At 71.6% G+C, this 23,831-nt stretch carries 18 protein-coding genes, 6 tRNA genes and 1 riboswitch; of the genes, 9 read left to right on the top strand and 15 right to left on the bottom strand.

The window, feature by feature from the left end:
- Positions 1–91 precede the first annotated feature (91 nt).
- The 3 genes from ACIO3O_RS26735 to ACIO3O_RS26725 form a co-directional block, all read right to left on the bottom strand.
- Positions 92–1,414: a M23 family metallopeptidase gene (locus tag ACIO3O_RS26735; RefSeq protein ID WP_401749995.1), complete on the bottom strand. Its 1,323-nt coding sequence runs from the start codon at positions 1,412–1,414 to the stop codon at positions 92–94.
- 11 nt (positions 1,415–1,425) lie between these two features.
- Positions 1,426–1,558: riboswitch (cyclic di-AMP (ydaO/yuaA leader) on the bottom strand.
- Positions 1,559–1,744: 186 nt separating this feature from the next.
- On the bottom strand, positions 1,745–2,971 hold the full coding sequence (locus tag ACIO3O_RS26730) for a PP2C family protein-serine/threonine phosphatase (RefSeq protein WP_401750024.1): 1,227 nt from the start codon (positions 2,969–2,971) through the stop codon (positions 1,745–1,747).
- Between the two features lie 188 nt (positions 2,972–3,159).
- Positions 3,160–3,233, bottom strand: a tRNA-Met gene (locus ACIO3O_RS26725).
- Positions 3,234–3,355: 122 nt separating this feature from the next.
- Between ACIO3O_RS26725 and ACIO3O_RS26720 the strand changes: the two genes are divergently transcribed.
- Positions 3,356–5,236 (top strand): protein kinase, encoded by a 1,881-nt coding sequence (locus tag ACIO3O_RS26720; protein WP_401749994.1) that lies wholly within the window; start codon positions 3,356–3,358, stop codon positions 5,234–5,236.
- Positions 5,237–5,295: 59 nt separating this feature from the next.
- On the opposite strand, the gene ACIO3O_RS26715 is transcribed toward ACIO3O_RS26720, so the two are convergent.
- The 6 genes from ACIO3O_RS26715 to ACIO3O_RS26690 form a co-directional block, all read right to left on the bottom strand.
- Positions 5,296–5,369, bottom strand: a tRNA-Lys gene (locus ACIO3O_RS26715).
- Positions 5,370–5,601: 232 nt separating this feature from the next.
- Positions 5,602–7,968 (bottom strand): DEAD/DEAH box helicase, encoded by a 2,367-nt coding sequence (locus tag ACIO3O_RS26710; protein WP_401749992.1) that lies wholly within the window; start codon positions 7,966–7,968, stop codon positions 5,602–5,604.
- A 194-nt stretch (positions 7,969–8,162) separates the two neighbouring features.
- Positions 8,163–8,756, bottom strand: coding sequence for a hypothetical protein (locus tag ACIO3O_RS26705; protein ID WP_401749990.1), 594 nt, complete (start codon positions 8,754–8,756; stop codon positions 8,163–8,165).
- Positions 8,757–8,974: 218 nt separating this feature from the next.
- Entirely contained in the window at positions 8,975–9,349 is a 375-nt protein-coding gene (crcB, locus tag ACIO3O_RS26700; RefSeq protein ID WP_401749989.1) for a fluoride efflux transporter CrcB, read from the bottom strand.
- Entirely contained in the window at positions 9,346–9,816 is a 471-nt protein-coding gene (locus ACIO3O_RS26695) for a fluoride efflux transporter FluC (RefSeq protein ID WP_401749988.1), read from the bottom strand. The genes crcB and ACIO3O_RS26695 overlap by 4 nt, the downstream gene beginning before the upstream one ends.
- The gene (locus tag ACIO3O_RS26690) at positions 9,813–10,163 is read right to left on the bottom strand and encodes a metallopeptidase family protein (protein ID WP_401749985.1); all 351 of its coding nucleotides are present in this window, start codon (positions 10,161–10,163) and stop codon (positions 9,813–9,815) included. The genes ACIO3O_RS26695 and ACIO3O_RS26690 overlap by 4 nt, the downstream gene beginning before the upstream one ends.
- Positions 10,164–10,466: 303 nt before the next feature.
- Here ACIO3O_RS26690 and ACIO3O_RS26685 point away from each other — a divergent pair, with 303 nt between their 5' ends.
- The 4 genes from ACIO3O_RS26685 to ACIO3O_RS26670 all read left to right on the top strand — a co-directional run bounded on the left by ACIO3O_RS26685 (position 10,467) and on the right by ACIO3O_RS26670 (position 12,329).
- A complete protein-coding gene (locus ACIO3O_RS26685; RefSeq protein WP_401749982.1) occupies positions 10,467–11,966 on the top strand; it encodes a metallophosphoesterase in 1,500 nt (499 codons plus the stop codon).
- An 81-nt stretch (positions 11,967–12,047) separates the two neighbouring features.
- Positions 12,048–12,120 (top strand) — tRNA-Glu (locus tag ACIO3O_RS26680).
- A gap of 38 nt (positions 12,121–12,158) precedes the next feature.
- Positions 12,159–12,233, top strand: a tRNA-Asp gene (locus ACIO3O_RS26675).
- A gap of 22 nt (positions 12,234–12,255) precedes the next feature.
- Positions 12,256–12,329 (top strand) — tRNA-Phe (locus ACIO3O_RS26670).
- Between the two features lie 114 nt (positions 12,330–12,443).
- Here the strand turns inward: ACIO3O_RS26670 and ACIO3O_RS26665 are convergent.
- The 4 genes from ACIO3O_RS26665 to ACIO3O_RS26650 form a co-directional block, all read right to left on the bottom strand.
- On the bottom strand, positions 12,444–13,115 hold the full coding sequence (locus ACIO3O_RS26665; RefSeq protein WP_401749979.1) for a DUF4870 domain-containing protein: 672 nt from the start codon (positions 13,113–13,115) through the stop codon (positions 12,444–12,446).
- Positions 13,112–13,978 carry a cytochrome c biogenesis CcdA family protein gene (locus ACIO3O_RS26660; RefSeq protein ID WP_401749977.1) on the bottom strand — a complete coding sequence of 289 codons (867 nt, stop codon included), beginning with the start codon at positions 13,976–13,978 and terminating at the stop codon, positions 13,112–13,114. The genes ACIO3O_RS26665 and ACIO3O_RS26660 overlap by 4 nt, the downstream gene beginning before the upstream one ends.
- Positions 13,975–14,775, bottom strand: a complete 801-nt coding sequence (locus tag ACIO3O_RS26655; RefSeq protein ID WP_401749975.1) for a DsbA family protein — start codon at positions 14,773–14,775, stop codon at positions 13,975–13,977. The genes ACIO3O_RS26660 and ACIO3O_RS26655 overlap by 4 nt, the downstream gene beginning before the upstream one ends.
- A 72-nt stretch (positions 14,776–14,847) precedes the next feature.
- Positions 14,848–15,207, bottom strand: coding sequence for a hypothetical protein (locus ACIO3O_RS26650; RefSeq protein ID WP_401749973.1), 360 nt, complete (start codon positions 15,205–15,207; stop codon positions 14,848–14,850).
- A gap of 462 nt (positions 15,208–15,669) precedes the next feature.
- On the opposite strand from ACIO3O_RS26650, the gene hrpA reads away from it, so the two are divergent.
- The 3 genes from hrpA (at position 15,670) to ACIO3O_RS26635 (ending at position 20,166) form a co-directional block, all read left to right on the top strand.
- Complete coding sequence (gene hrpA, locus ACIO3O_RS26645) at positions 15,670–19,593, top strand: ATP-dependent RNA helicase HrpA (protein ID WP_401749971.1); 3,924 nt, start codon at positions 15,670–15,672, stop codon at positions 19,591–19,593.
- A 99-nt stretch (positions 19,594–19,692) separates the two neighbouring features.
- Positions 19,693–19,767 (top strand) — tRNA-Asp (locus tag ACIO3O_RS26640).
- Positions 19,768–19,884: 117 nt separating this feature from the next.
- Positions 19,885–20,166 (top strand): DUF6274 family protein, encoded by a 282-nt coding sequence (locus ACIO3O_RS26635; RefSeq protein ID WP_401749970.1) that lies wholly within the window; start codon positions 19,885–19,887, stop codon positions 20,164–20,166.
- Between the two features lie 581 nt (positions 20,167–20,747).
- Here the strand turns inward: ACIO3O_RS26635 and bldC are convergent.
- Both bldC and ACIO3O_RS26625 read right to left on the bottom strand, forming a co-directional pair.
- A complete protein-coding gene (gene bldC, locus ACIO3O_RS26630) occupies positions 20,748–20,954 on the bottom strand; it encodes a developmental transcriptional regulator BldC (protein WP_003949541.1) in 207 nt (68 codons plus the stop codon).
- 601 nt (positions 20,955–21,555) lie between these two features.
- Positions 21,556–22,407, bottom strand: a complete 852-nt coding sequence (locus ACIO3O_RS26625; protein ID WP_401749968.1) for a hypothetical protein — start codon at positions 22,405–22,407, stop codon at positions 21,556–21,558.
- A gap of 194 nt (positions 22,408–22,601) precedes the next feature.
- Here ACIO3O_RS26625 and ACIO3O_RS26620 point away from each other — a divergent pair, with 194 nt between their 5' ends.
- Positions 22,602–23,687, top strand: coding sequence for a Leu/Phe/Val dehydrogenase (locus tag ACIO3O_RS26620; protein WP_401749966.1), 1,086 nt, complete (start codon positions 22,602–22,604; stop codon positions 23,685–23,687).
- Positions 23,688–23,831: the final 144 nt, after the last annotated feature.

Below are 23,831 nucleotides of genomic sequence, written 5' to 3'. Positions count from 1 at the left end.
ACGACAACCCCGACGCCCGCCGGACGTATTCCGTGCACCGGCCACGAATCGGCCGGACGGGCCGGACGGTGCGGTCAGAGGGACAGTGCGGTCAGACGGACAGGCCCTTGCCCCGCAGCCAGGCCGCCGGGTCGACGCCGTCGCCGCCGGGGGTGTGGACTTCGAGGTGCAGGTGCGGTCCCGTGACGTTGCCGGTGGCGCCCACGTTGCCGATGGTCTGGCCGGTGGAGACCTCGCCGCCCGCCGCGACGTTCATCTGCGAGAGGTGGCAGTACCAGATCTCGGTGCCGTCGTTCAGCTCCAGCACGATGCGGTAGCCGTACGAACCGGACCAGCCCGCCGACTTGATGGTCCCGCCGTGCACGGCCTTGACCGGCGTGCCCGTCGGGGCGGCGAAGTCGAGACCGGTGTGGTGCCCGGAGGACCACATCGAACCGGCCTGGCCGTAGGTCGAGGTGAGGGTGTACGAGGAGGTGGGCAGCGAGTAGCTCGCGGCCAGCTTGGCGAGGCGCTCGGCCTCCGCCTTGGCCTCGGCGGCGGCCTTCTCCCGGGCCTCCTTCTCCGCCTTCTCCTTCTCGGCCTTCTCCGCCTTGGCGTCGGCGTCCTTCTGTGCCTGCTTCGCCTCGGCCGCCGCGTCCTTCACGGCCTGGTCGCGGGCCTCCTGCCGGGCGGCCTCGTCGGCCACCGAGCGCTGCTGCTCGGCCTGCTGGAGGATGCGGGCGCGCAGGCTCTCCCCGGCGCCGGTGGGCTGCTGCCCGGTCGAGGCGGGGGTGGCGGCGGCGGGGGCCGCGGCGACGACCACGCCCTCGTCGGCGGCGTCCTCCTCGGCCTTCTCCGTACCGGAGTCGGAGAGCAGGGAACCCACGCCCGGCAGCGACTTGGCGTCCGGCAGCGAGTCCGCGAGCGAGTCGAGGGACTCGGATATCTGGTCCGGCAGGGAGATCGACACGGGCGGCTTGTCCTGCGCGGTGGCGATGCCGCCCGCGCCCACGGCCGCGATCACGCCGACACCCAGGACGGTGGAGCTGCGGGCGAGGGAACCGCGCTGCTTGGCGACGCGGTGCTTGCCGCGCAGGGGGGCGACGGAGTCCGCGGTCGGGTTCCACTCGTCGGCGGAGGCCTCGGGGGCGTCCGGGGCGAAGGCTGCGTCCGGGGCGAAAGCCGTGTCCGCGGCGAAGGACCCGTCAGGGGCGTCGAATTCGGCGAAGCCCTCGAAACCGCCGCGCCGCTGCTGCGGAATCTGCGGGATCTGGTGGGTCTGCGTGACCTGCGTGACCTGCGAGACCTGCGGAGCTTCCGGAGCGAGAACGGCGGTGTCCCCGGTGCCGGGTCCCGTCTCGTACTCGTCGCTGGGGACTCCATAAGCCTGGTACGAGAAAGCGGGGGCTGCGGGGGCAGGCCTGTTGGACGCCACGGAGGCGCGCTCCTTTCCTTCCTTCTCGCCTACCGGGTTAGCTGACGGGTTCGGAGCAGGAAGGTCTCCTACGGGCCTGGTGGGCCCGATTCACCCCAAATGGTGGTTCCCCGGTTTCCTCACGGAATTCGGCGCACGCGCACGGCGCCGCCTCTGACGACGGCTGGGACGACCGTGCTGCGTTATCGAACGTTAATAGACACGTGACCGGAATTCCAAGCTGTTCCCGTTGATCCTTAACGCTGTGCAGCCGCCTTTGGCCAAGACATTTCAGCCTATCTGGTGGCGAATTGACGCCGTCTCAGCTGTATCGCCCGTCCCAGGGGCCCTTCACGGCCGCTTCACGATCTCCACCGTCCGCCGCCGCGCCGGCTGCCCCACCCCCGGCCGCGCCACCGCGAGCAGCGCCATGTCGTCGGTCTGCGTGCCGCCGGTGTGCACCCGTACGTCACTGGTCAGCGCGTCCAGTACGGCGTCGGGCCCGGGGAACAGCGAGCGCCGCAGCCGCACCGCCGGATCGTAGAAGGTACCCGCCTCGTCCCGCGCCTCGGACAGCCCGTCGGTGTAGAACACCAGCGTCGAGCCCGGCGGGTACGGAAACTCCCGCGCCCGGTCCGGCCAGTCGCCCAGGTCCCCCATCCCCAGCGGCAGCGCGAACTCCTCCGGCTCCAGCACGTCCAGCTCCCCGTCCGCGTACAGCAGCAGCGGCTCGGGATGCCCCCGGTTCACCAGGCGTACGAGACCCTCGCCGCGCGGGATCTCCGCGAGCACCGCCGTGGTGAACCCCTCCAGCGCGTCCAGCCCGTCCCGCCGGGTGCCCTCCCGCTCCAGCGCCCTCTCCAGGCGCTGCGCGACGCCCTCCAGGCTGCCCTCCGTCTCGGCCGCCTCCCGGAACGCGCCGACCACCACCGCCACCGCCTCGACGGCCTCCAGCCCCTTGCCCCGCACGTCCCCCACCACCAGCCGCACCCCGTACGGCGTGTCCTGCACGGCGAAGAGGTCGCCGCCGATGAACGCGTCGGCCTCGGCCGCCTCGTACCGCGCGGCGATCTCCAGGCCGCCGATGCGGTCCGGCGGGGTGGGCACCACGGCCCGCTGCGCCGCCTCCGCGATGACCCGCACCGAGGCGAGCTGACGCCCGCTGCGCCGTACGACCCGGTTGATCAGGATCGCGAGCACGGACACGGTCAGCACCGTGACCAGCTCCGTCACGCCCACCACGGTCGTCATCACGTCGTCGGCGACCCGCAGCCCGAGGACCGCGAGGACCGAGGCGAACGCCGTCAGTCCGGTGTTGGCCAGCGAGAAGAACGGGGCGGCGACCAGCGGGGCGGCCGCGAAGAGCGGCGAGGAGGTGAAGTCGGAGGGGGTCATCGCGTCGAAGAAGACACCGCCGACGATCATCAGCGCGGGCAGCGCCCGCACGAACCGCCGCGTCTTGCGCCCGCTCTCCCGGGGAGCACCGGATGTTCCGGATGCACCAGGTGCCCCGGGCGTGCTCTCGCCGAGCCCACCGCTCGCGTCGTCGCCACGTCCGTCGCGCCCGTACCCCGCCACCGTCAGCTCTCCTGCCCAGGTCCACACCGGGTGCGGACGGTACCGCTCCCCACCCAGGCTGGCCGGAGCCGCGCCGTACGGCGAATCGGCGTCCGCCATGTGGGGGACATGTGAGGGTTCTCGGGGCGGAAAGGGGAAATGCAGAAGGCCCGGAATTCTTAAGAATTCCGGGCCTTCTGCCTATCCAGTAGCGGGGACAGGATTTGAACCTGCGACCTCTGGGTTATGAGCCCAGCGAGCTACCGAGCTGCTCCACCCCGCGTCGGTAAACACCAGCCTACGCCATCGCGGGCACCCCTCGCGACCACGTTGCCGCGCACCCGCCCCCTACCCTGGTGCCGCACGTGACCGAAGGCGAACAGCGCGACGAAACGGGTGTGACAGGTGGCGGGGGCGAACGGCGCGGATCTGACCGGCGAGGTGCTGGGCGGGCGGTACCGCGTGATCGAGATCATCGGGCGCGGCGGCATGGGCGTGGTCGCCCGGGCCGTGGACCAGCTGCTGAACCGCGAGGTCGCCGTCAAGGTCCTGCGGTCCTACACCGACGCCTCCCCGGCGGAACTGGCCGAGCTGCGCTCCCGGATGCGGCGGGAGGCGCAGGCCGCCGCCCGCATCCACCACCACGGCGTCGTCACCGTGCACGACGTGGTCGAGGAGCAGGGGCTGCCGGTCATCGTCATGGAGCTGGTCGACGGGCCTTCCCTGGACGACGTGCTCACCCAGCGCGGCACGCTCGACCCGCGCGAGGCCGCCGCGATCGGCGCCCGGCTGACGGACGCGCTCGACGCGGCGCACCGCGTCGGGGTGCTGCACCGGGACGTCAAGCCCGGCAACGTCCTGCTGGAGCGCGGCGGCCGGGTCGTCCTCACCGACTTCGGCATCGCCAGCCTGGAGACCCCCGACGACGAGGCCCTGTCCAACCTGACCCAGAGCGGCCAGATCGTCGGCTCCCTCGACTACCTGGCACCGGAGCGCGCCCAGGGCCGGGTGCCGGGCACCGCCTCGGACATCTGGGCGCTCGGCATGACGCTGTACACGGCCGTGGAGGGCGCTTCGCCGTTCCGTCGTACGTCGGTGTGGTCCACCCTCTCCGCGATCGTCGGCGAACCGCTGCCGGAGCCCACCCGGGCGGGGCCGCTCGCCCCGGTGCTGCGGGCGCTGATGGACAAGGACCCGCTGCGCCGCCCCGACGCGGCCCGGGCCCGCGAGCTGCTGGAGGCGGTCGCGCGGGGCCAGGACACGGGCCTCAGCGCGGCGCCGCCCGTGACGGCCGTGGCGCCGCCGGCGACGCCCGTGGCGCCGTCCGCGGCACCTGAGCCGACGCCCGTGCCGCCGTCCGCGACATCGGGGCCGATACCGTCGCCCGCTCCGTCGCCCTCGCCCGGCTTCGGCCCTCCCCTCCCGCCGCAGGGACACGTCCCCTCCGCCCCAGGACCGGGCGCGCCCTCAGGGCCGCCTCCCGGCGCGTACGGCCCCCCGGCACACCAGCCGCACCAACCACACTCGTCGCACTCGTCGCACCACCCAACGAACCCAACGAACCCGACGCACCCGACCACCCCGGCGGGCCCGACGCACCCGTCCCACTCGACCCACCCGGTGCCCAAGGCCGCCGCCGCCCGCCGCCGCACTCGTACCGTCATCGCCGTGGCCGCCGCGACCGTCCTCATCGGCGGCGGAACCGTCTTCGCCCTGGTGAACGCCCGGGGCGACCAGGCCGAAGACCCGAAAACGGCGCTCCCCTCGTCCGGCGCGCCCGCCGCCCCCGACGGTGCCGACACCGGGCCCGACGCCGACGACCTGCCCCCGGCGGGAACCCTGCCCTCCACGGCCCCCGACAAGACCCCGTCCCGAGGCACCCGGAAGACGCCGACGGGCGCCTCCCCGACGAAGGGCGGGCCCACCCCGCCGCCCGGCGCCGGCGACCGGCACACCGCGGTCCCGCCGCCCCCCGCGAAGTCCGCTCCCCCGCAGCCCGGCCCCACCCCGGTGTCGAAGTCCTGCTCCGGCTGGGCCCATTCGAACCGCAGCGACGGCTACGGCCGCGCGTCGAAGACCACCCACCTCTACACCGGGCCGTACGCGGAGTGCTCGTTCGTGACGACGGTCAAGCCCGGCACCAAGGTCTACTTCCACTGCTACGTCACCAACGCGTACGCCAACACATGGATCTACGGCCGCATCTCCGGCACGAAGACCGAGGGCTGGCTGATCGCCGAGAAGTCCACCCTGGACAGCGGCACACTCAACCGCTGCGCCTCCTGAGGGCACCCCCGGACGCAGAACGGCCCGACCGGCTGGAAGGCCGGTCGGGCCGTGGGCGGTAGGCCGCGTGGGACTCGAACCCACAACCAACAGATTAAAAGTCTGCTGCTCTGACCAATTGAGCTAGCGGCCCGCGCGCCCCAGCATAACCGCACGACCCCGCTGCTCCCACGGCGTTGTCGACGTACCCGCCCGAGACGGCGGCCCGGTCCACGGCCGGAAGGCGGCGGGGTCCGGCGGCGCAGGCGGGGAAGAGCACCGCGGACGTCGCAGAAAGACGCCACAGGAAGACGTCACAGAAAGACGGGCCCGCTCGTGCAGAGCGGGCCCGTCTTTCATACGGAGAACACGGAGTTCAGGCTGACTCAGCCGTTGCGCTTCCAGCGCGGCTTGTCGTCGCGGCGGCCGAAGGAACCGGTGCCGGTGCCCGTGCCACCACGGTGGTCGTCACGACGGCCGTACGGGCGGTCGCCGCCGCCACCGAAGGAACGGCCGCCCGAGGGGCGCTCGTCACGACGGTCGCGGTTGAACGGACGGTCGCTGCCGCCGGCGCGGAAGCCGCCACCGGTGGGACGCTCGCCGCGGTCGTCGCGACGGAAGCCGCCGGACGGACGGTCGTTGTCACGGCGGAAGCCGCCACCGGCCGGACGGTCGTCACGACGGTCGTTGCCGCGGTAGCCGGTGGCCGCCGGGCGGTCGCTGCCGCTGCGCTCGCCGCCACGGAAGCCGCCCGAGGGACGGTCGTCGCGACGGAAGCCGCCACGGTCGCCACCCCGGTCGTCACGGCGGTCGCCGCCACGGAAGCCACCACCGGTGGGACGGTCACCGCGGTCGTCGCGACGGAAGCCGCCGGACGGACGGTCGTTGTCACGGCGGAAGCCGCCACCGGCCGGACGGTCGTCACGGCGCTCGAAGGAACGGCCGCCACGGTCGTCACGGCGGTCGCCGCCACGGAACCCACCACGGTCGCCGCCACGGTCGTTGTTGCCGCGGTAGCCACCACGGTCGTCACGGCGCTCGAAGTTGCCGCGCTCGTCACGGCGCTGACGCGCCTCCTCCGCCGCCTTGGCGGCAGCGGCGGCCTCGGCCTGAGCCTCTTCCTGGGCCTCGGCCTCGGCGGCAGCAGCGGCCTCGGCCACAGCGGTCTCCGGGTCCTCGCCCCGCTCGCGGGCGGCACGGGCGACCAGACGGTCGGCCTCCTCGCGCAGCTCGGTGGCGCGGCGCTGGACGCGCTCCAGCTCCTTGGTGAGCTCCTTGGCCTCGCGCTCGGCCTGCTTGGCCGAGTTGGTCGCGGAGTCGGCCTGGACCTCGGTCAGCGAACGGGCGCCGGTGATCTCGGCGACCTCCGGGTCGAACGCGCCCGAGCCGCCGACGATGTGACGCGAGGCGTCGACGCCCGCGTCCTCCATCAGCCGGAAGATCTGACGGCGCTGGTGCGGCAGCGACAGGGAGACGACGACGCCGGACTTGCCCGCGCGGGCCGTACGGCCGGAACGGTGCAGGTAGTCCTTGTGGTCACCGGCCGGGTCTACGTTCAGGACCAGGTCGATGCCGTCGACGTGGATACCGCGCGCGGCGACGTCGGTGGCGACGAGCGCGTTGACGTAACCCTTCTTGAAGTCCTCAAGAACGCGGGTACGGGCGCCCTGGGTCATGCCGCCGTGCAGGGCGTCGGCCTTGACGCCCGAGTCCTGGAGCTGCTCGGCGATGCGGTCGGCGCCCAGCTGGGTGCGGACGAAGATGATCGTGCGGCCCTTGCGGGCGGCGATCGCGGCCGTGACCGGCGCCTTGTCCTTCGGCTTCACGACGAGGACGTGGTGGGTCATGGTCGAGACGTTGCCCTGCGCGCTGTCGACCTCGTGCGTGACGGGGTTGGACAGGTAGCGCTTGACCAGGGTGCCGATCTCGTTCTCCATGGTGGCGGAGAAGAGCATGCGCTGGCCGCCGCCCGGGATCTGGTCGAGCAGCTCGGTGACCTCGGGCAGGAAGCCCAGGTCGGACATCTGGTCGGCCTCGTCGAGAACGGCGATCTGCACGTTCTCCAGCGAGCAGGCGCCGCGGTTGATGATGTCGCGCAGACGGCCCGGGGTGGCGACGAGGACGTCGACGCCGCGCTCCAGGGCGTAGATCTGGTTGCCCATCGACGTACCGCCGCAGACGACCTTCATCTTCAGGCCGAGCACGTCGCCGTACGGCTGGAGGGCGTCCGCGACCTGCATCGCGAGCTCACGCGTCGGGGTCAGGATGATCGCGCGGGGCTTCTTCTTCTCGGTCTGGCCACCGGCGAGCTGCGCCAGGGTCGGCAGACCGAAGGACAGCGTCTTGCCGGAGCCGGTGCGGCCGCGGCCCAGGATGTCCTTGCCGGCCAGGGCGTCCGGGATGGTCGCGGCCTGGATCGGGAAGGGGCTGGTGACGCCGTTCTGCGCGAGCTTGCGCACGACGCCCTCGGGCAGGCCCAGGTCGGCGAAGGTGACGCCGGGCTCGGCGTCGTCCTCGTCCTCGACCTGGTCGTCGGCCTCGGCGGCAGGGGCCTCGTTGGCCTCGGCGGCGACCGGAGCGGTCTCGGCCTCGGCGGCCTCGACGATCTCGGTGGCGGCCTCTACGACCTCGGTGGCGTCCACGACGGGGGCTTCCGTCGCGGGGGTGTCGACCGTCTCGACAGCCTCGGTGACGACGGCGTCAATCGCCTCGTCAGCGGGCATGGCGGTGCGGTCAGAACTGGAAACAGACATGCGGATGCGAAACCTCTCGGAGTCTCGGCACGCGCCCAAACTCCGTGAATCGCAAGTGAAACCGCCTCTATGCGGTCAGCCACGGCAAGGGAGAGTACGCGCCACACGGCGCTCTTCTGTGTCGGCGCCGGGCAATGGGATCAAACGATCTATAACCATACGCACCCTCCCCCACACCTGGCAAATCGACTCCGCTACACGGCTGCGACCTGCTGTTTCTCCACGGGCCCCGATCGCACCTGCCGGTACTTCACCGGCGACGGGGAGTCCGCCGCGCGGTTCTGCGCCGCAGGTGTCTCCGAGGGCGGTGTGGGCTGCGGCTCGGGCTCGCTCGGGGTGGGGGTCGGCTCGGCGGGCCGGGTGGGCGTGGGGGTCGGCTCCGGCGGCTGCTCGCTGTGCCGGGTCGCGGACGGCGTCGGCGCCCCCGGGGACGGCGTGGCGCGGCCGCCACCGGCCCCCGGGGACGGCGTGGCGCCCGGCGACGCCCCGGCCCTGCCGGACGGGGTGGCCTCGGGGCCCGGGGAGGCGCTGGGGTTCGCCGACGAGCCGCCCTTGGGGTCCGCGCCCTCGCCGCCCTCGCCGCGCGACACGGGCCCGCCGTCGCGGCGGCCCTGGCCCTCGCCGCCCACCGCGGCGCCGCCGCCGTCCGGCCCCGCCTGCTCCTGCTTGGCGGCGGGACGGGCGGGCAACGGTTTGCCCTCGTCGTCGCTGACGCTCATGCAACCGGCGGAGGCCGCCACCGCGAGCATCGCGGCGGCGAGTCGGACAGGGGTGGGCAACTGGCGCACGGGCGCACCTCCGGGACGACGGCGCACGGGGGTGCCGGCGCACGGGCCTGCGACATGCCCCTGCGACACTCCCGGAGCCGTTACGGCGAGTTGGGGTCTGTCCCTCTCAACTCCCTTCGCCCCGCCGGGGACACGCGCGGGCACGCGACCACCACCGGGCCACCACACCCCGTACGGCCGCACCGCACGGCTCGTACAGACGTCGTACGACCGGGGCCTCAGCCCCCGAGGCCCCGCCCCAGCGCCACGCCCGCCGTCACCCCACCCAGTGCGACCAGCACGGACACCGCCACGTTCGCCCCGGCGAGGAGGCGCTGCCCGGTCTCGGCCAGCCGCAGCGTCTCGTAACTGAACGTCGAATACGTCGTGAGGGCCCCGCACAGCCCCGTCCCGACCAGCAGCTGCACGGAGTCGGACGCGGCCCCCACCGCCACCGCCCCCGTCACCACGCCCAGCACCACACTGCCGACGGCGTTCACCGTCAACGTCCCCCAGGGAAAGCCGGAATCGTGCCGCGCCTGCACCGCACGGTCCGTCAGATACCGCAGCGGCGCCCCGAGCGCCCCGCCGACGACCACCAGCAACCAGTTCACGCCGTACGTCCTCCACGCCCCCGGCACACCCGCCGCGTCAGCACGGCCCCGGCCCACACCGCGCCCAGCGCCCCGGCGAGCGTCCCGAGCAGACAGCCGACGGCGGCGAGCAGCTCGCCCCGCGCCAGCAGCCCGCTCAGGTCCATGGCGTACGTCGAGAACGAGGTGAAGCCCCCGAGCACGCCCACGCCCAGGAACGGGCGCACCAGGGGGTGCGCCCGCCGCCCGCTCTCCACGACCAGCACCATGAGCACACCGATCAGCCCGGACCCCACGACGTTGATCCCGAACATCGCCCACGGAAACCCCCCGCCGGACACGGGCCACGCGAGCAGCGCCGCGTACCGCGCACTCGCGCCGAGGGCGCCGCCGAGGGAGACGGCGGCGAGCACGGGCAGCAGGCGGGCGGGCTCGGGCGCGGCCCGCAGGTCGACATCGGGGTCGACGGGCTCCCGTACCGCGCTCACCCGTAGCCCAGGGCGTGCAGCCGCTCGTCGTCGATCCCGAAGTGGTGGGCGATCTCGTGCACCACGGTGATCTCGGTCTCCGCGACGACGTCCTCGCGGTTCTCGCACATGCGCAGGGTGGGGCCCCGGTAGATGGTGATCCGGTCCGGCAGCACACCGGCGTACCACTCGCCGCGGTCGGTCAGCGGGGTCCCCTCGTACAGGCCCAGCAGCTCCGGGTCGTCCGGGGAGGGCTCGTCCTCCACGAAGACCGCGACGTTGTCCATCAACCGCGTCAACTCCGGCGGTATCCGGTCCAGCGCCTCGGCGACCAGGTTCTCGAACTCCTCACGCGTCATCTCCAGCACGGGTCCATTCTGCGGGGTCCCCGCTTGCCCGCACCTTTCTGCGGGTGGCTTCGGCCGGTGTTGGGGGCGTTCGGGTCTGCCCCGCCGGGGCATGGGGTCCCCAGCCCCGCCCCTTCACCTAAACCCTGCGGGGCTGTGAACGGGTCCGTGCGGGTGGGTGGGTGGCTGGTCGCGCAGTTCCCCGCGCCCCTGGGGGTGCGTGGCCCTGCGGCGGAGTCGCGGATCGGCGCAGGCGTGTGGCCCTGGAGGGGGGCGGCTTCCTGTGGCGGCATAGCTCCGTGCGCCCACGGGCATACGCCCCCAATGGCCCGAGTCCGGCTTCGCCCTCGTTCTGCCCGTGCCGATCTCCAGCCCGTTCCGCACCCCTGGGCGCGGGGCCTCGGACTCCTCGCCGTCGTGCTGCTCGGTGCCTGGCTCGGGCTGCTCACCGTGGGGGACGTCCGCACCCCGGTCGGCCCCGTCGACACCACCATGACGCTGCGTCCCTCCCTCACCGGCGGCACCAAGATCAACGTCTCGCCCCTGGGCGCCCTGGAGCTGGACTCGCACACCGCCCCCATCCGGCTCGACGTCGACGTCGACCGGCTCGACCCGGTGCGCTCCGCCGCCCTGGTCAACCACCCCGAGCGGATATCCGGCCTCCAGGAGGAGATCACCAAGGACGTCGAGTCCGGCACCCTCAACCTCGCCCTGCGCTCCTGCGCCGCCGTCCTCGCGGGCGCCACCGCCCTCGGCCTGGCCGTCTACCGCAGCCCCCGCCGCGCGCTGGCCGCCGGCGGGCTCGCGCTGGCGCTCCTCACCGCGTCGGGCGCGACCGCGTACGCGACCTGGAACCCGAAGTCGGTCCTGGAGCCGAAGTTCTCCGGGCTGCTCTCCTCCGCGCCCTCGGTCGTGGGCGACGCCCGCAGCATCGTCACCGAGTTCGACGTCTACCAGCAGGAACTGGCCCGCCTGGTCACCAACGTCACCAAGCTGTACGACGCCGCCTCGACCCTCCCCGCCTACCGGCCCTCCCCCTCGACCTACCGGGTCCTGCACGTCTCGGACATCCACCTCAACCCCGCGTCGTGGCACATCATCAGCTCGCTCGTGAAGCAGTACGACATCGACGCGATCATCGACTCGGGCGACACCATGGACCACGGCAGCAGCGCCGAGAACGTCTTCCTGGACCCGATCCCCGACCTCGGCGCCCCCTACCTCTGGGTGCGCGGCAACCACGACTCGGCCGCCACCCAGGCGTACCTGTCGCGCCTGAAGAACGTGCACGTCCTCGACAACGGCAGCGCGGTCACCGTCGCGGGCGGCCTGCGGGTGGCGGGCACGGGCGACCCCCAGTTCACCCCGGACCGCTCGGTCAGGCCCCAGGGCGACGTCGACGAGCGCGTCGCGGGCGTCCGGCTCGCCGCCTCCCTGCGCAACCAGAAGGCCGCCGGCACCCCCGTCGACATCGCGGTGGCCCACAACCCCCTGGCCGCCGCCCAGACCGACGGCGAGGTCCCGCTCGCCCTCGCGGGCCACACCCACTCCCGGAAGAACGAGACCCTCCCCAAGGGCACCCGCCTCATGGTCGAGGGCTCCACGGGCGGCGGCGGCCTGCGCGCCGTCGAGGGCAAGGGCGAACCCGAGAAGATCCGCGCCTCCCTCCTCTACCTGGACCGCGACACCCGCCGCCTCCAGGCCTGGGACGAGATCACCCTGGGCGGCCTGGGCCTGACGACCGCCGAGGTCAGCCGCCATCTCCCCGAGTCCAACCGCCCGGGGGCGACACCCGCGCCCACCCCCTCGGCCCCCTCCCCGTAAACCGTTTTGGCGATACCCCCCGGCATCCCATATGCTTCTGACGTCCCCGACGCGCTGCGAAGCGCAAAGGCGGGCCAATTAGCCCTCATCGTCTAGTGGCCCAGGACGCCGCCCTTTCAAGGCGGTAGCACGGGTTCGAATCCCGTTGGGGGCACGCAACACCTGTGCGAGACTCGTGCTCGCACATTGCTTGGTCCTGTGGAGCAGTTTGGAGTGCTCGCCACCCTGTCAAGGTGGAGGCCGCGGGTTCAAATCCCGTCAGGACCGCTGCAGCTTGTACGAGCTGCGTGGCTGGGTAGCTCAGTTGGTACGAGCGATCGCCTGAAAAGCGATAGGTCGCCGGTTCGATCCCGGCCCCAGCCACAGCGTTGAAACGCCCCGGACTCACCGTCCGGGGCGTTTTTGTGTTGTCGGGGTCACGGCGCGCCCCCCTCCTCTCTCCTGGTCGCAGGAGAGAGGAGGGGGGGCGCGGCGCGATCAGGCCTTGACCATCGGGAAGGCCAGGAAGGCCGGGTACTGGTAGGGCTGGCCCTTGTTGGCGGCGACCGTCGCCATGATCATGAAGACGATGACGGCGACGCCGTACGCGATGGCGACCACCATCATCAGGATCACCACGAACGGGATCAGCGACAGCACGAACATGCCCGCGCCCACGATCAGCGAGCTCAGTGCCATGTTCATGGCCTGCGTGGCGTGTTCGCGGGTGAACCGGTCGGTGGCGCTGGAGCGGATCGCGAGACCCACCGCCCACGCCGCGAGCCCGGAGAGGCCGCAGGTCACACCGGTGCCGACGGTGAGCGCGAGCAGGGTGCCCAGGTGGGCCCACATCGCGGTCGTCGTGGAGAACTGCCGCGGGGGCATCCCGCCGTACGGATTTCCCGGGTACGGGCCGCCGCCGGGGTACGGACTGCCGTAGGGGGCGCCGTGCGGGGCGCCGCCGCCGTACGGGTTGTTCGGGTCGTACGGACCGCTGCCGTACGGGCTGCCCTGGGGCGGCGGTGCGCCGTAGGGGTTCTGGGCGCCGGGGGCGTCCTGCTGCGGGTAGCCGTAGGGGCCCGGCGGCGGGGCGTCGGAGGGGCCGCCGGACGACGGATGGCCGTAGCCGCCGGGCGAGTCCTCGGGCGGCGGGGGCGGAGGTGTGGTCATGGGAGGTGTCGTCCCTCGGATAGGCCGTTCGGGTCGCGTTCATTATTTCGCCTGCGCACTGCACGTATCCCCAGCACGGCGGCCACCACCCCGACCACGCCCCCCAGCAACGCCCAGTCCGGGACCGCCTCGCCCAGGCGGGAGGCCCACTGTTCGACGGCGAAGGAGTCGTCGACGTCGAGCAGGCCCGGCAGGGCCGTGGCGCCGTCGAAGGCGAGGAAGAGGGCGCCGAGGGCGATGAAGAAGAGGCCGGAGAGGAGGGAGGTGGTGTGGAGCTCGAAGCGGCCCAGGGTGAGGGTGCGGCCGCGCAGCCAGCGGCGGCGGCCCAGGTCGAAGCGCTCCCAGAGCAGGGCGAGGACGAAGAGCGGGACGGCCATGCCCAGGGCGTAGACGGCGAGCAGCAGTCCGCCGTAGGCCGGGCTGCCGCTGACGGCGGCGACGGTCAGGACGCTGCCGAGGATCGGGCCCGCGCAGAAGCCCGCGAGGCCGTAGACCGCGCCGAGGGCGTAGACCGAGAGGGCGGTGGTCGGGCGGATGCGGCCGGACAGCTCGGCCATCTTCTTCGACGCGAAGCCCATGCCGAGGATCTGCGCGACGCCGAGCGCGATGATCAGCCATCCGGCGACGGTGACCAGCAGCCCCCGGTTGCCGTAGAAGAACCGTCCGGCGAAGGAGCCCGCCGCACCCAGCGGGACGAGGGTGGTGGCCAGGCCCGCGTAGAAGAGGGAGGTGCGGGCCAGCAGGCGGGAGGTCGAGTCGATCGAGTACGCGAAGAAGGCGGGCAGCAGGAGGGCGCTGCACGGGCTGACGAGGGCGAGCAGACCGCCGAGGAAGGCGGCGAAGTAGCCGATGTCGGGGGTCACTGGGCGGCCCCCGCGCCCGAAGCGCTCTTCTTGGCCTTGGCCGACTTGGCAGACTCGGCCGCCGACTCGATGGCCTGCTCGAAGACCTCGTCGGGCTGGGCGCCGGAGATCGGGCGGCCGTTGATCAGGAAGGACGGGGTGGCGGTGGCGCGCAGCGCGTACGCCTCCTCCTTGTCCTTCCGTACGGACGTCTTGGCCTCCTCGCTCGCCGCGTCGGCGGCGAACTTGTCGAGGTCCTTCACCCCGGCCTCCCGCGCGAGCGTCTTCAGCTGCTCCTCGCCGAAGCCCTTCTCCTTGGCGTCCTTGGCGTAGGCGGCGGCGTGGAACTGCCAGAAGCGGCCCTGCTGCCCGGCGGCCCAGGAGGCGCGGGCGGCGGCGTCCGACTCGTCGCTGAGGATGGGGTAGTTGCGCCACTCGATGCGCAGGGTGCCGTTGTCGACGTACTTCTTCACGAGCTCCGGCTCGGTGTCGCGGGCGAACTTGCCGCAGAAGCCGCACTTGAAGTCGGCGTACTCGACCATGACGACGGGCGCGTCGGCCTTCCCCTGGGCGAGGGGGTCGCCCTCGGTGCGCCGGGCGAGCTTCTCCAACTCGGGGAAGACACCGGCCTCGGCCCGGTCCTCCGGCGACCCGGTGGCCTCGGCGACGGTCCCGGGGGCGTCGCGGTCCTTGGGCTTGGTCGCGGAGTAGGAGGCGAGGCCGAGGAGGATCGCGGCGGCGGCGATGCCGGAACCGATGAGGACCCCGCGGGTCTTGCCGCTCTTGTTCTTCTGGGCGCTCTTGGTGTTCGTGGACATGGCTGTGCTGTTCTCCTGACGGGAGGGCTGTCTGGGGGCCGGAAACGGGCAGGTGTGTTGCCCGTAGCCGCCCTAGACGCGCAGGAGGACGCCAAGATCCACGGGGGTCGGCGGGGTCGCCGGGGGTGGGGCGCGGCCGGGCGCCGGGCTCACCACGAGCCGGTCGAGCCCGGCGGTGTCGTGCGTTCCGGGCACCTGGAAGAGCACGGGCATGAGCTCGTACGAGGTGGATCCGCGCGGCGGCGAGGCGGGCTGGCCGGTGCCGTGCGAGGGGGCGGGCTCACAACCCGGCGTGTCGTCCTGGACCTCGAAGGCCACCGACGCCGCCGCCCGGGCCTCGGCCCCCTGCGCGGCGAGCGCGGGCCCGCACAGCAGCCCGACCGCCATCACCAGGACGGCGAGGAGCCGGCTCAGCGGGGCGACGGACAACACGGGGGCCTCTCGGGGCGGGCTACAGGTCTTCTGCCGGGCGGCCACACCACCCGACCCCCGAGGGTACGGGGTCGACCGGTGGCGAGAGGGATGGCTGCCCGGAGGGCATGCCATCAGGGGCGCGGGGAACTGCGCGAGCAACCACCCACCCAGCCGCGCGGCCGAGCGCTTTAGGTGAAGGGGCGGGGCTGGGGCAGCGCCGCAGGCAACCCCGGTGCCGGGTGCGGCACGCAGCAAGGCCCCCGCCGCAGCAAGCGAGCCCCCACCGGCCCCACCCCCGCACAGGACCGAGCCCACCCCCGCCCCGCACGGACCCGAGACCACCATCACCCCGCACAGGACCGAGCCCGCCATCCCCCCGCACAGGACCGAGCCCGCCATCCCCCCGCACGGCCCCCACCCACCCCCGCCCCGGAAATGGGTTCGCCACCAACAGACCCGGAGTGAGATCCTGACACCGGTATGTCTACTTCCCTCGCCGACCTCCAGGCCACCCTCGCCCAGAGCTCGCTCCGTGACGCACACCGCCTCGGCCGCCGCCTCGAAGGCGCCCGTCGTATCCGTAAGCCGGAGGCCCGGCAGGCCGTCCTGGACGAGATCGCCGCCGAGGCACAGAAGTCCGCCGCCAAGGTGGCCGCCCGCGCCACCCGCGTGCCCCCGATCACGTACCCCGAGACACTCCCCGTCAGCCAGAAGAAGCAGGACATCGCCGACGCGATACGCGACCACCAGGTCGTGATCGTCGCGGGCGAGACCGGCTCCGGCAAGACGACGCAGATCCCGAAGATCTGTATGGAGCTGGGCCGCGGGGTGAGGGGCATGATCGGCCACACCCAGCCCCGCCGCATCGCCGCCCGCACCGTCGCCGAACGCATCGCGGACGAGCTGAAGACCCCCCTCGGCGAGGCCGTCGGCTGGAAGGTCCGCTTCACCGACCAGGTCAACCAGGACGCGACCTTCGTCAAGCTCATGACGGACGGCATCCTGCTCGCCGAGATCCAGACCGACCGCGAGCTGCGCGCGTACGACACGATCATCATCGACGAGGCCCACGAGCGAAGCCTCAACATCGACTTCCTGCTCGGCTACCTCGCCCAGCTCCTCCCCAAGCGCCCCGACCTCAAGGTCGTCATCACCTCCGCGACCATCGACCCGGAGCGCTTCTCCCGCCACTTCGGCGACGCGCCCATCGTGGAGGTCAGCGGGCGCACGTATCCCGTCGAGGTCCGTTACCGCCCGCTCCTCGAAGAGGAGGGCGACGACTCCGACCGGGACCAGATCACCGCCATCGCCGACGCCGTCGACGAGCTCCAGAACGAGGGCCCGGGCGACATCCTGGTCTTCCTCTCCGGCGAGCGCGAGATCCGCGACACCGCCGACGCCCTCAACAAGCGCAAGCTGCACCTCACCGAGGTCCTCCCCCTCTACGCCCGCCTCTCGCACGCCGAGCAGAACCGGGTCTTCCAGCGCCACACCGGCCGCCGCGTCGTCCTCGCGACGAACGTCGCCGAGACCTCGCTGACCGTCCCGGGCATCAAGTACGTCATCGACCCGGGCACCGCCCGCATCTCCCGGTACAGCCACCGGACGAAGGTGCAGCGCCTGCCGATCGAGCGGATCTCGCAGGCCAGCGCCAACCAGCGCAAGGGCCGCTGCGGCCGTACGTCCGACGGCATCTGCATCCGCCTGTACTCCGAGGACGACTTCCTCACCCGCCCGGAGTTCACGGACGCCGAGATCCTCCGTACGAACCTGGCCTCCGTCATCCTCCAGATGACCGCCGCCGGGCTCGGCGAGATCGAGAAGTTCCCCTTCATCGACCCGCCGGACCACCGCAACATCCGCGACGGCGTCCAGCTCCTCCAGGAGCTCGGGGCCCTCGACCCGAACGAGAAGGACCCCAAGAAGCGGCTCACCCAGCAGGGCCGCAAGCTGTCCCAGCTGCCCGTCGACCCGCGCCTGGCCCGCATGGTCCTGGAGGCCGACAAGAACGGCTGCGTGCGCGAGGTCATGGTGATCGCCTCGGCGCTGTCCATCCAGGACCCGCGCGAGCGGCCCGTGGAGAAGCAGCAGCAGGCCGACCAGAACCACGCCCGCTTCAAGGACGAGACGAGCGACTTCCTCTCGTACCTCAACCTCTGGCGCTACGTCCGCGAGCAGCAGAAGGAGCGCGGCTCGTCGTCCTTCCGTCGCATGTGCAAGCAGGAGTACCTGAACTTCCTGCGCATCCGCGAGTGGCAGGACATCTACGCCCAGCTCCGCTCGGTCGCCAAGCAGATGGGCATCCATCTGAACGAGGAGGACGCGCCGGAGATCTCCGTGCACACCTCCCTCCTCGCGGGCCTCCTCTCCCACATCGGCCTCAAGGACACCGACAAGAACGAGTACCTGGGCGCGCGCAACGCCAAGTTCGCGATCTTCCCCGGGTCCTCGCTCTTCAAGAAGCAGCCCCGCTTCGTGATGTCCGCCGAGCTGGTGGAGACCTCCCGGCTGTGGGCGCGGGTCAACGCCAAGGTCGAGCCGGAGTGGATCGAGCCGCTCGCCCAGCACCTGCTGAAGCGCACGTACAGCGAGCCGCACTGGGAGAAGGACCAGGCGGCCGTGATGGCGTACGAGAGGGTCACGCTGTACGGCGTCCCGATCGTCGCCCAGCGCAAGGTGAACTACGGGCGCATCGACGCCGAGGTCTCCCGCGACCTCTTCATCCGCAACGCGCTGGTCGAGGGCGACTGGCGCACGCACCACAAGTTCTTCGCCGACAACCGCAAACTCCTCACCGAGGTCGAGGAGTTGGAGCACCGGGCGCGCCGCCGCGACATCCTCGTCGACGACGAGACCCTCTTCGACTTCTACGACCAGCGCATCCCCGAACACGTCGTGTCCGGCGCGCACTTCGACTCGTGGTGGAAGCACAAGAAGCGGGACGAGCCCGAACTCCTCGATTTTGAGCGCGAGATGCTCATCAACGAGAAGGCGGCCGGGGTCACCAAGGACGACTACCCGGACAACTGGCGGCAGGGGCAGCTCAAGTTCCGCGTCACCTACCAGTTCGAGCCGGGCGCGGACGCGGACGGCGTGACCGTCCACATCCCACTCCAGGTGCTCAACCAGGTCACCGACGAGGGCTTCGACTGGCAGATCCCGGGCCTGCGGGAAGAGGTCGTGACGGAGCTGATCCGCTCCCTCCCCAAGCCGATCCGCCGCCATTACGTGCCCGCGCCGAACTACGCGACCCGCTTCCTCGACCGGGCGGTCCCCCTCCAGGAGCCGATCCACTTCACACTGGCCCGCGAGCTCCAGAAGATGGTCGGGGTCCCGGTCTCCGCCGCCGACTTCGACCTCTCCCGCATCCCGGACCACCTGCGGATCACCTTCCGCATCGTCGACGAGCGCCGCAAGAAGCTCGCCGAGGACAAGGACCTGGAGGCCCTGCGCCTCACGCTCCGCCCGAAGGCCCGCCAGGCCCTCTCCAAGGCGGCAGCCGCGACCGCCGAGCGCTCGGGCGGCGAGACCATCGAGCGCACCGGCCTCACCGACTGGACCATCGGCACGCTCACCAAGGTCTTCGAGACCAAGCGGGCCGGGCAGCCGGTCAAGGCGTTCCCGGCGCTGGTCGACGCGGGCAAGACCGTCTCCGTACGGCTCTTCGACTCCGAGGCCGAGCAGCGGCAGGCGATGTGGGCCGGCACCCGCCGCCTGATCCTCCTCAACATCCCGGTGAACCCGGCGAAGTTCGCCTCCGACAAGCTGACCAACCAGCAGAAGCTGGCCCTGTCCAGCAATCCGCACGGCTCCATCCAGGCGCTCTTCGACGACTGCGCGATGGCCGCCACGGACAAGCTGATCGCCGACCACGGCGGTCCGGCCTGGGACGAGGAGTCGTTCCGGAAGCTGTACGACAAGGTGCGCGCCGACCTCGTGGACACGACGGTACGGACCGTGGGCCAGGTCCAGCAGGTGCTGGCCGCGTGGCAGGCCTGCGAGCGGCGGCTGAAGTCGACCAACAGCCCCGTGCTGCTGGCCAACCTCGCCGACGTACGCAAGCAGCTGGACACCTTGATGCCGGCGGGCTTCGTCACGAAGACCGGGCTGAAGCGGCTCCCGCACCTGATGCGCTATCTGGTGGCCGCCGACCGGCGCCTGACGCAGATGCCGACCGGCGCCCAGCGCGACACCGCGCGCATGGAGAAGGTCCACGAGATGCAGGACGAGTACGCCTGGCTGCTGGAGCAGCTCCCGCAGGGGCGGCCGGTGCCGGCCGAGGTGCGGGAGATTCCGTGGATGATCGAGGAGCTGCGGGTCAGCTACTTCGCGCACGCGCTGGGCACGGCGTACCCGGTCTCCGACAAGCGGATCGTGAAGGCGATCGACGCGGCGGCCCCCTGACGGAGGCCCGGTCCCGACGGGTTCGACTGCACCCTCTGACCTGCTGTACAGTCTGACTCGCAGCAACACGCAGACACCTGCGGAGCGGCTGCGAATCAAGGTCCTGTGGAGCAGTTTGGAGTGCTCGCCACCCTGTCAAGGTGGAGGCCGCGGGTTCAAATCCCGTCAGGACCGCAGTAACGAAAGCCCCGATCCGTACGGATCGGGGCTTTCGCGTGTCTTGACGGGGTCATCTGCCACCGGTAACCCGGAGACGGAGGGATTCCGGTCCCCGTCGGGCGGAGGTGACGCATGGCGGCATCCACGGAGAAGCACGAGACACGGGCCCTGCTGCGCGCCCATCTGGCCGCCGCCATGAGCTACCGGCACCGCACCGGGAGCTGCCCGATCTGTCTGCGCCTGCTGCGGCTGGCGATCGCCGAGCAGATCGTCGAGGAGTACGGGGCCGAGCCCCCGGCGGGACACCCGGCAGAGCCGCAGGAGCAAGGGGCCACCCCGGCGCGCGCAAGCGGGCACGCCGAGCCGGAGGAGGAGCACGGGGCGACTCGGGACGAAAGTCCCCCGATCCCGTGACCTCCGCCCCGGGATCGGACCCCCGCAACGGTGGCAAGCTCAGTTTTGACAGGCGCCACGACATGTGACGGGTGTCACGAGAACAGTTGACGGAACGGGTGCACTTATCCCCTCCCTACAACTCGCCAATTTAATATGTGCAATTGCACCCTCCCGTGCAGCCTCCCCTCAGGGCCCCACCGGCCCCGCCTGCCTCCCCGCGGACCACCCTCCGAGCCCTCCCCAGGTCACGGCCGCGAGCGACAGGCCGGCCCTCCGGAGCGCAGCTCGCCGCCACAGGGCGGCTGGAGCCCCCGGACCGCTGGTAACCCCTAGTCGGGCCCGACGCGGGACACAGAGGGCGCACAGGCCCCGCACAGCCCCTCCCGGGCACAAAAAATCGCGCCGGACTCGGCGGAGTCCGGCGCGATCGTTGGCACGACACCCGTTGGGGCGGGCGCATGCCGAGTGGTACGTGGGCGGGCGTACGGTCCGAGTTGGGGGACCCGGGTCCGAAATACCCTGATTCAGCGGGGTGTTGCCCTGTTGTTGCCGTTACTGCGGTAAAGAAGTGAAGCGGTAATGCGAGGTAATACGAAGCGTCAGGCCTCGCTGCGCTGCTGCGGGATACCCGCAAGCAGTGCGCGGACCTCGGCCTCGCGGTAACGCCTGTGCCCACCCAGGGTGCGGATGGACGTGAGCTTCCCTGCCTTGGCCCAGCGGGTCACCGTCTTCGGGTCCACGCGGAACATCGTGGCGACCTCAGCCGGGGTCAGCAGCGGCTCGGCGTCAGGGGTGCGAGCGGTCATGAGCGGCCTCCTCGGGAGAACCGAACCTTCACGGTTCTTTCCTCTAAATTCTGCACCTTGACCCGCGTTGCCCGAAATGGCGGACGCGGGCCGAGTCGGTTATAGGACGAACGGCTTGTCCTCGGCACTACAACTACACCATCCGTCCAGCCGCGTGGGCCAAACCGACGGAATTGCCCTCTGAGGTGTTCATCCGCGACGGAAGCCGATGGACCATGCCATAGCGGACAGTTACGTCACAGTGACGATCAGTCACAGAGCGATCGGGAGTTGTCAGACCCCCCATAGCCAGCAATACCGAGCATTCCGCCCTTAGTTGGACGGAAGGAGCCCTCCCCGGACTCCTTGTCCTATTTTGACACGAGGGCGGGGGATGGGCGCAAGGGGTGCTTAAGTGCCGTCCGTCACGCTTGACACAAAAGCCCGGATCAGGACGTAGGTCCCGACCCATGCGTCCATCCGTCCTCACATGTCACACGCACCACATCACGCTGTGGTTCAGATAAAGCTCAGGTTTTGCTCAAATCGTGTGCGGTATTCAGCATTCAGCTGTTGACCGGCATGCGGAAGCGGCACTCCGCCTGATGGAAGAACCGGTGTCTCAGTTGGCGAACTGCCGGTACCGGACCACCCGCCACCGCTCCGTGAGCCGCTCGTACGCCGCCGCCGCGCCCTCCGCGTCGCCGGCCCGCAGCGCCCCTATCCCCTCGGCGACGTCGGCCGCCGACCGGTCCTCGGCGAGGTGCGTCTCGTCCAGGACGTGGGTGAGACCCCCGTAGTCCAGTTCGACGAGGGAACGCGGGTGGAACTCCTCCAGCCACCGCCCCACGTCCACCAGCCCCGTCACGAGCGGCCCCTCCTCGGCCTCTCCCCCGTGCTGCCGCAGCGTCCGCAGCCCGCGCGCCACCCGGCGCCGGGCCTGCACCATCGGCGTCCGGTAGCGCAGCAGCGCGCCCTCCTCGCCGTCCGCCTTGGTGAACTCCCGCTCCTCGTCCCCGAAGAGCACGAACCACCGCACCGGCACGTGCCACACCGAGGTCCTGATCCACGGCCGCGCGTCCGGGTTCCGCTCCCGCCAGCGCGCGTAGTCCGCGCTCGCCTGCCGCCGCAGGAGAGGGGGCAGCACGGCGTCCAGAAGCGCCGCCGGGTAGTGCTCGGGCAGCTCCTCCAGGGCCTGCCAGCCGCGCAGCCGGGTGCGCCACGGGCACACCACCACGACCCCGTCGGCGTCCGCCACGTACGCGTCGCCGCTCTCGTGCACCGGTACGGCGACCGGCGGGGTGGGCAGCAAGTCGGCCAGCGCGGAGCGGAGTTCGTCCTGCCCGGTGGGCAGTGCGGGGCGACGCGCGTAGCGGGCCCAGTGGGTGCGCTCCGGCTCGGGGAAGGCCGCCAGCGGTTCGTACACCCGCAAGGACGACACGTACGGGACGATCACCGATGACGCCAGGGGCACGCCAGCTCCTCACCTGTGGCCGCCGTGACGGCACGACTGCGGACCGGAACCAAATCGTCCCACGGGGGTAGTCGGAAAGGGGGTGATCTCGGGCACTGGCCCTCTTCCCGAGGCCTTCAGGCCCTACTCTCATGCCCATCGGCCCTCTCCACCCGCAAGAGGGCTTCACCGCCTCGTACTTGGGAGTCACCACAGTGACCGCATCTTCCGACGGCGTCCTGCACACCCTGTTCCGCTCGGAGCAGGGAGGCCACGAGCAAGTCGTGCTCTGCCAGGACCGCGCCTCCGGCCTCAAGGCCGTCATCGCCCTGCACAACACGGACCTCGGTCCCGGCCTCGGCGGTACCCGCTTCTATCCGTACGAGAGCGAGGAGGCGGCCGTCGCGGACGCCCTCAACCTCTCGCGCGGAATGTCGTACAAGAACGCCCTGGCCGGGCTCGACCACGGCGGCGGCAAGGCCGTGATCATCGGCGATCCGGAGCAGATCAAGACGGAGGAGCTGCTCCTCGCCTACGGGCGCTTCGTCGCCTCGCTCGGCGGCCGCTACGTCACCGCGTGCGACGTCGGCACGTACGTCGCGGACATGGACGTCGTCGCGCGCGAGTGCCGGTGGACGACCGGCCGCTCCCCCGAGAACGGCGGCGCGGGCGACTCCTCCGTGCTGACCGCCTTCGGCGTCTTCCAGGGGATGCGCGCCTCCGCCCAGCACCTGTGGGGCGACCCCACGCTGCGCGGTCGCACGGTCGGCGTGGCCGGGGTCGGCAAGGTGGGGCACTACCTGGTGGAGCACCTGCTGGAGGACGGCGCGCAGGTCGTGATCACGGACGTCCGGGAAGAGTCGGTACGCCGGGTCACCGACCGGCACCCCGAGGTCGTCGTGGTCGAGGACACCGAGGCGCTGATCCGGGTCGAGGGGCTGGACATCTACGCGCCCTGCGCGCTGGGCGGCGCCCTGAACGACGAGAGCGTCCCGGTGCTCACCGCGTCCGTGGTGTGCGGCGCGGCCAACAACCAGCTCGCGCACCCGGGGGTCGAGAAGGACCTCCAGGACCGGGGCATCCTCTACGCGCCCGACTACGTGGTGAACGCGGGCGGGGTCATCCAGGTCGCCGACGAGCTGAACGGCTTCGACTTCGACCGGTGCAAGAAGAAGGCCGCGAAGATCTTCGACACCACGCTGCAAATCTTCGCACGTGCGAAGGAAGAGGGTGTTCCGCCGGCCGCGGCGGCCGACCGGATCGCCGAGCAGCGGATGGCCGAGGCACGCGCGCGACGGTGACGGAAGGGCTCGTTCCGCCGTGGGGGAGACATGACTCACCCCCCTCGGCGGGTCGGGCGTCAGGAAGAGGCTAAAATCGCCGTTGACCAGCGGGGACGGGGCTCCCCGCGGGCGGTGCTTCGAGGTGTCTCCTGCGGGCGGCGT

It is taken from the genome of Streptomyces sp. NPDC087440, assembly GCF_044744005.1.
GTDB lineage: Bacteria > Actinomycetota > Actinomycetes > Streptomycetales > Streptomycetaceae > Streptomyces.
Note: the sequence above shows the minus strand (reverse complement) of the source record. Positions and strands in the feature narration are given on the sequence as shown.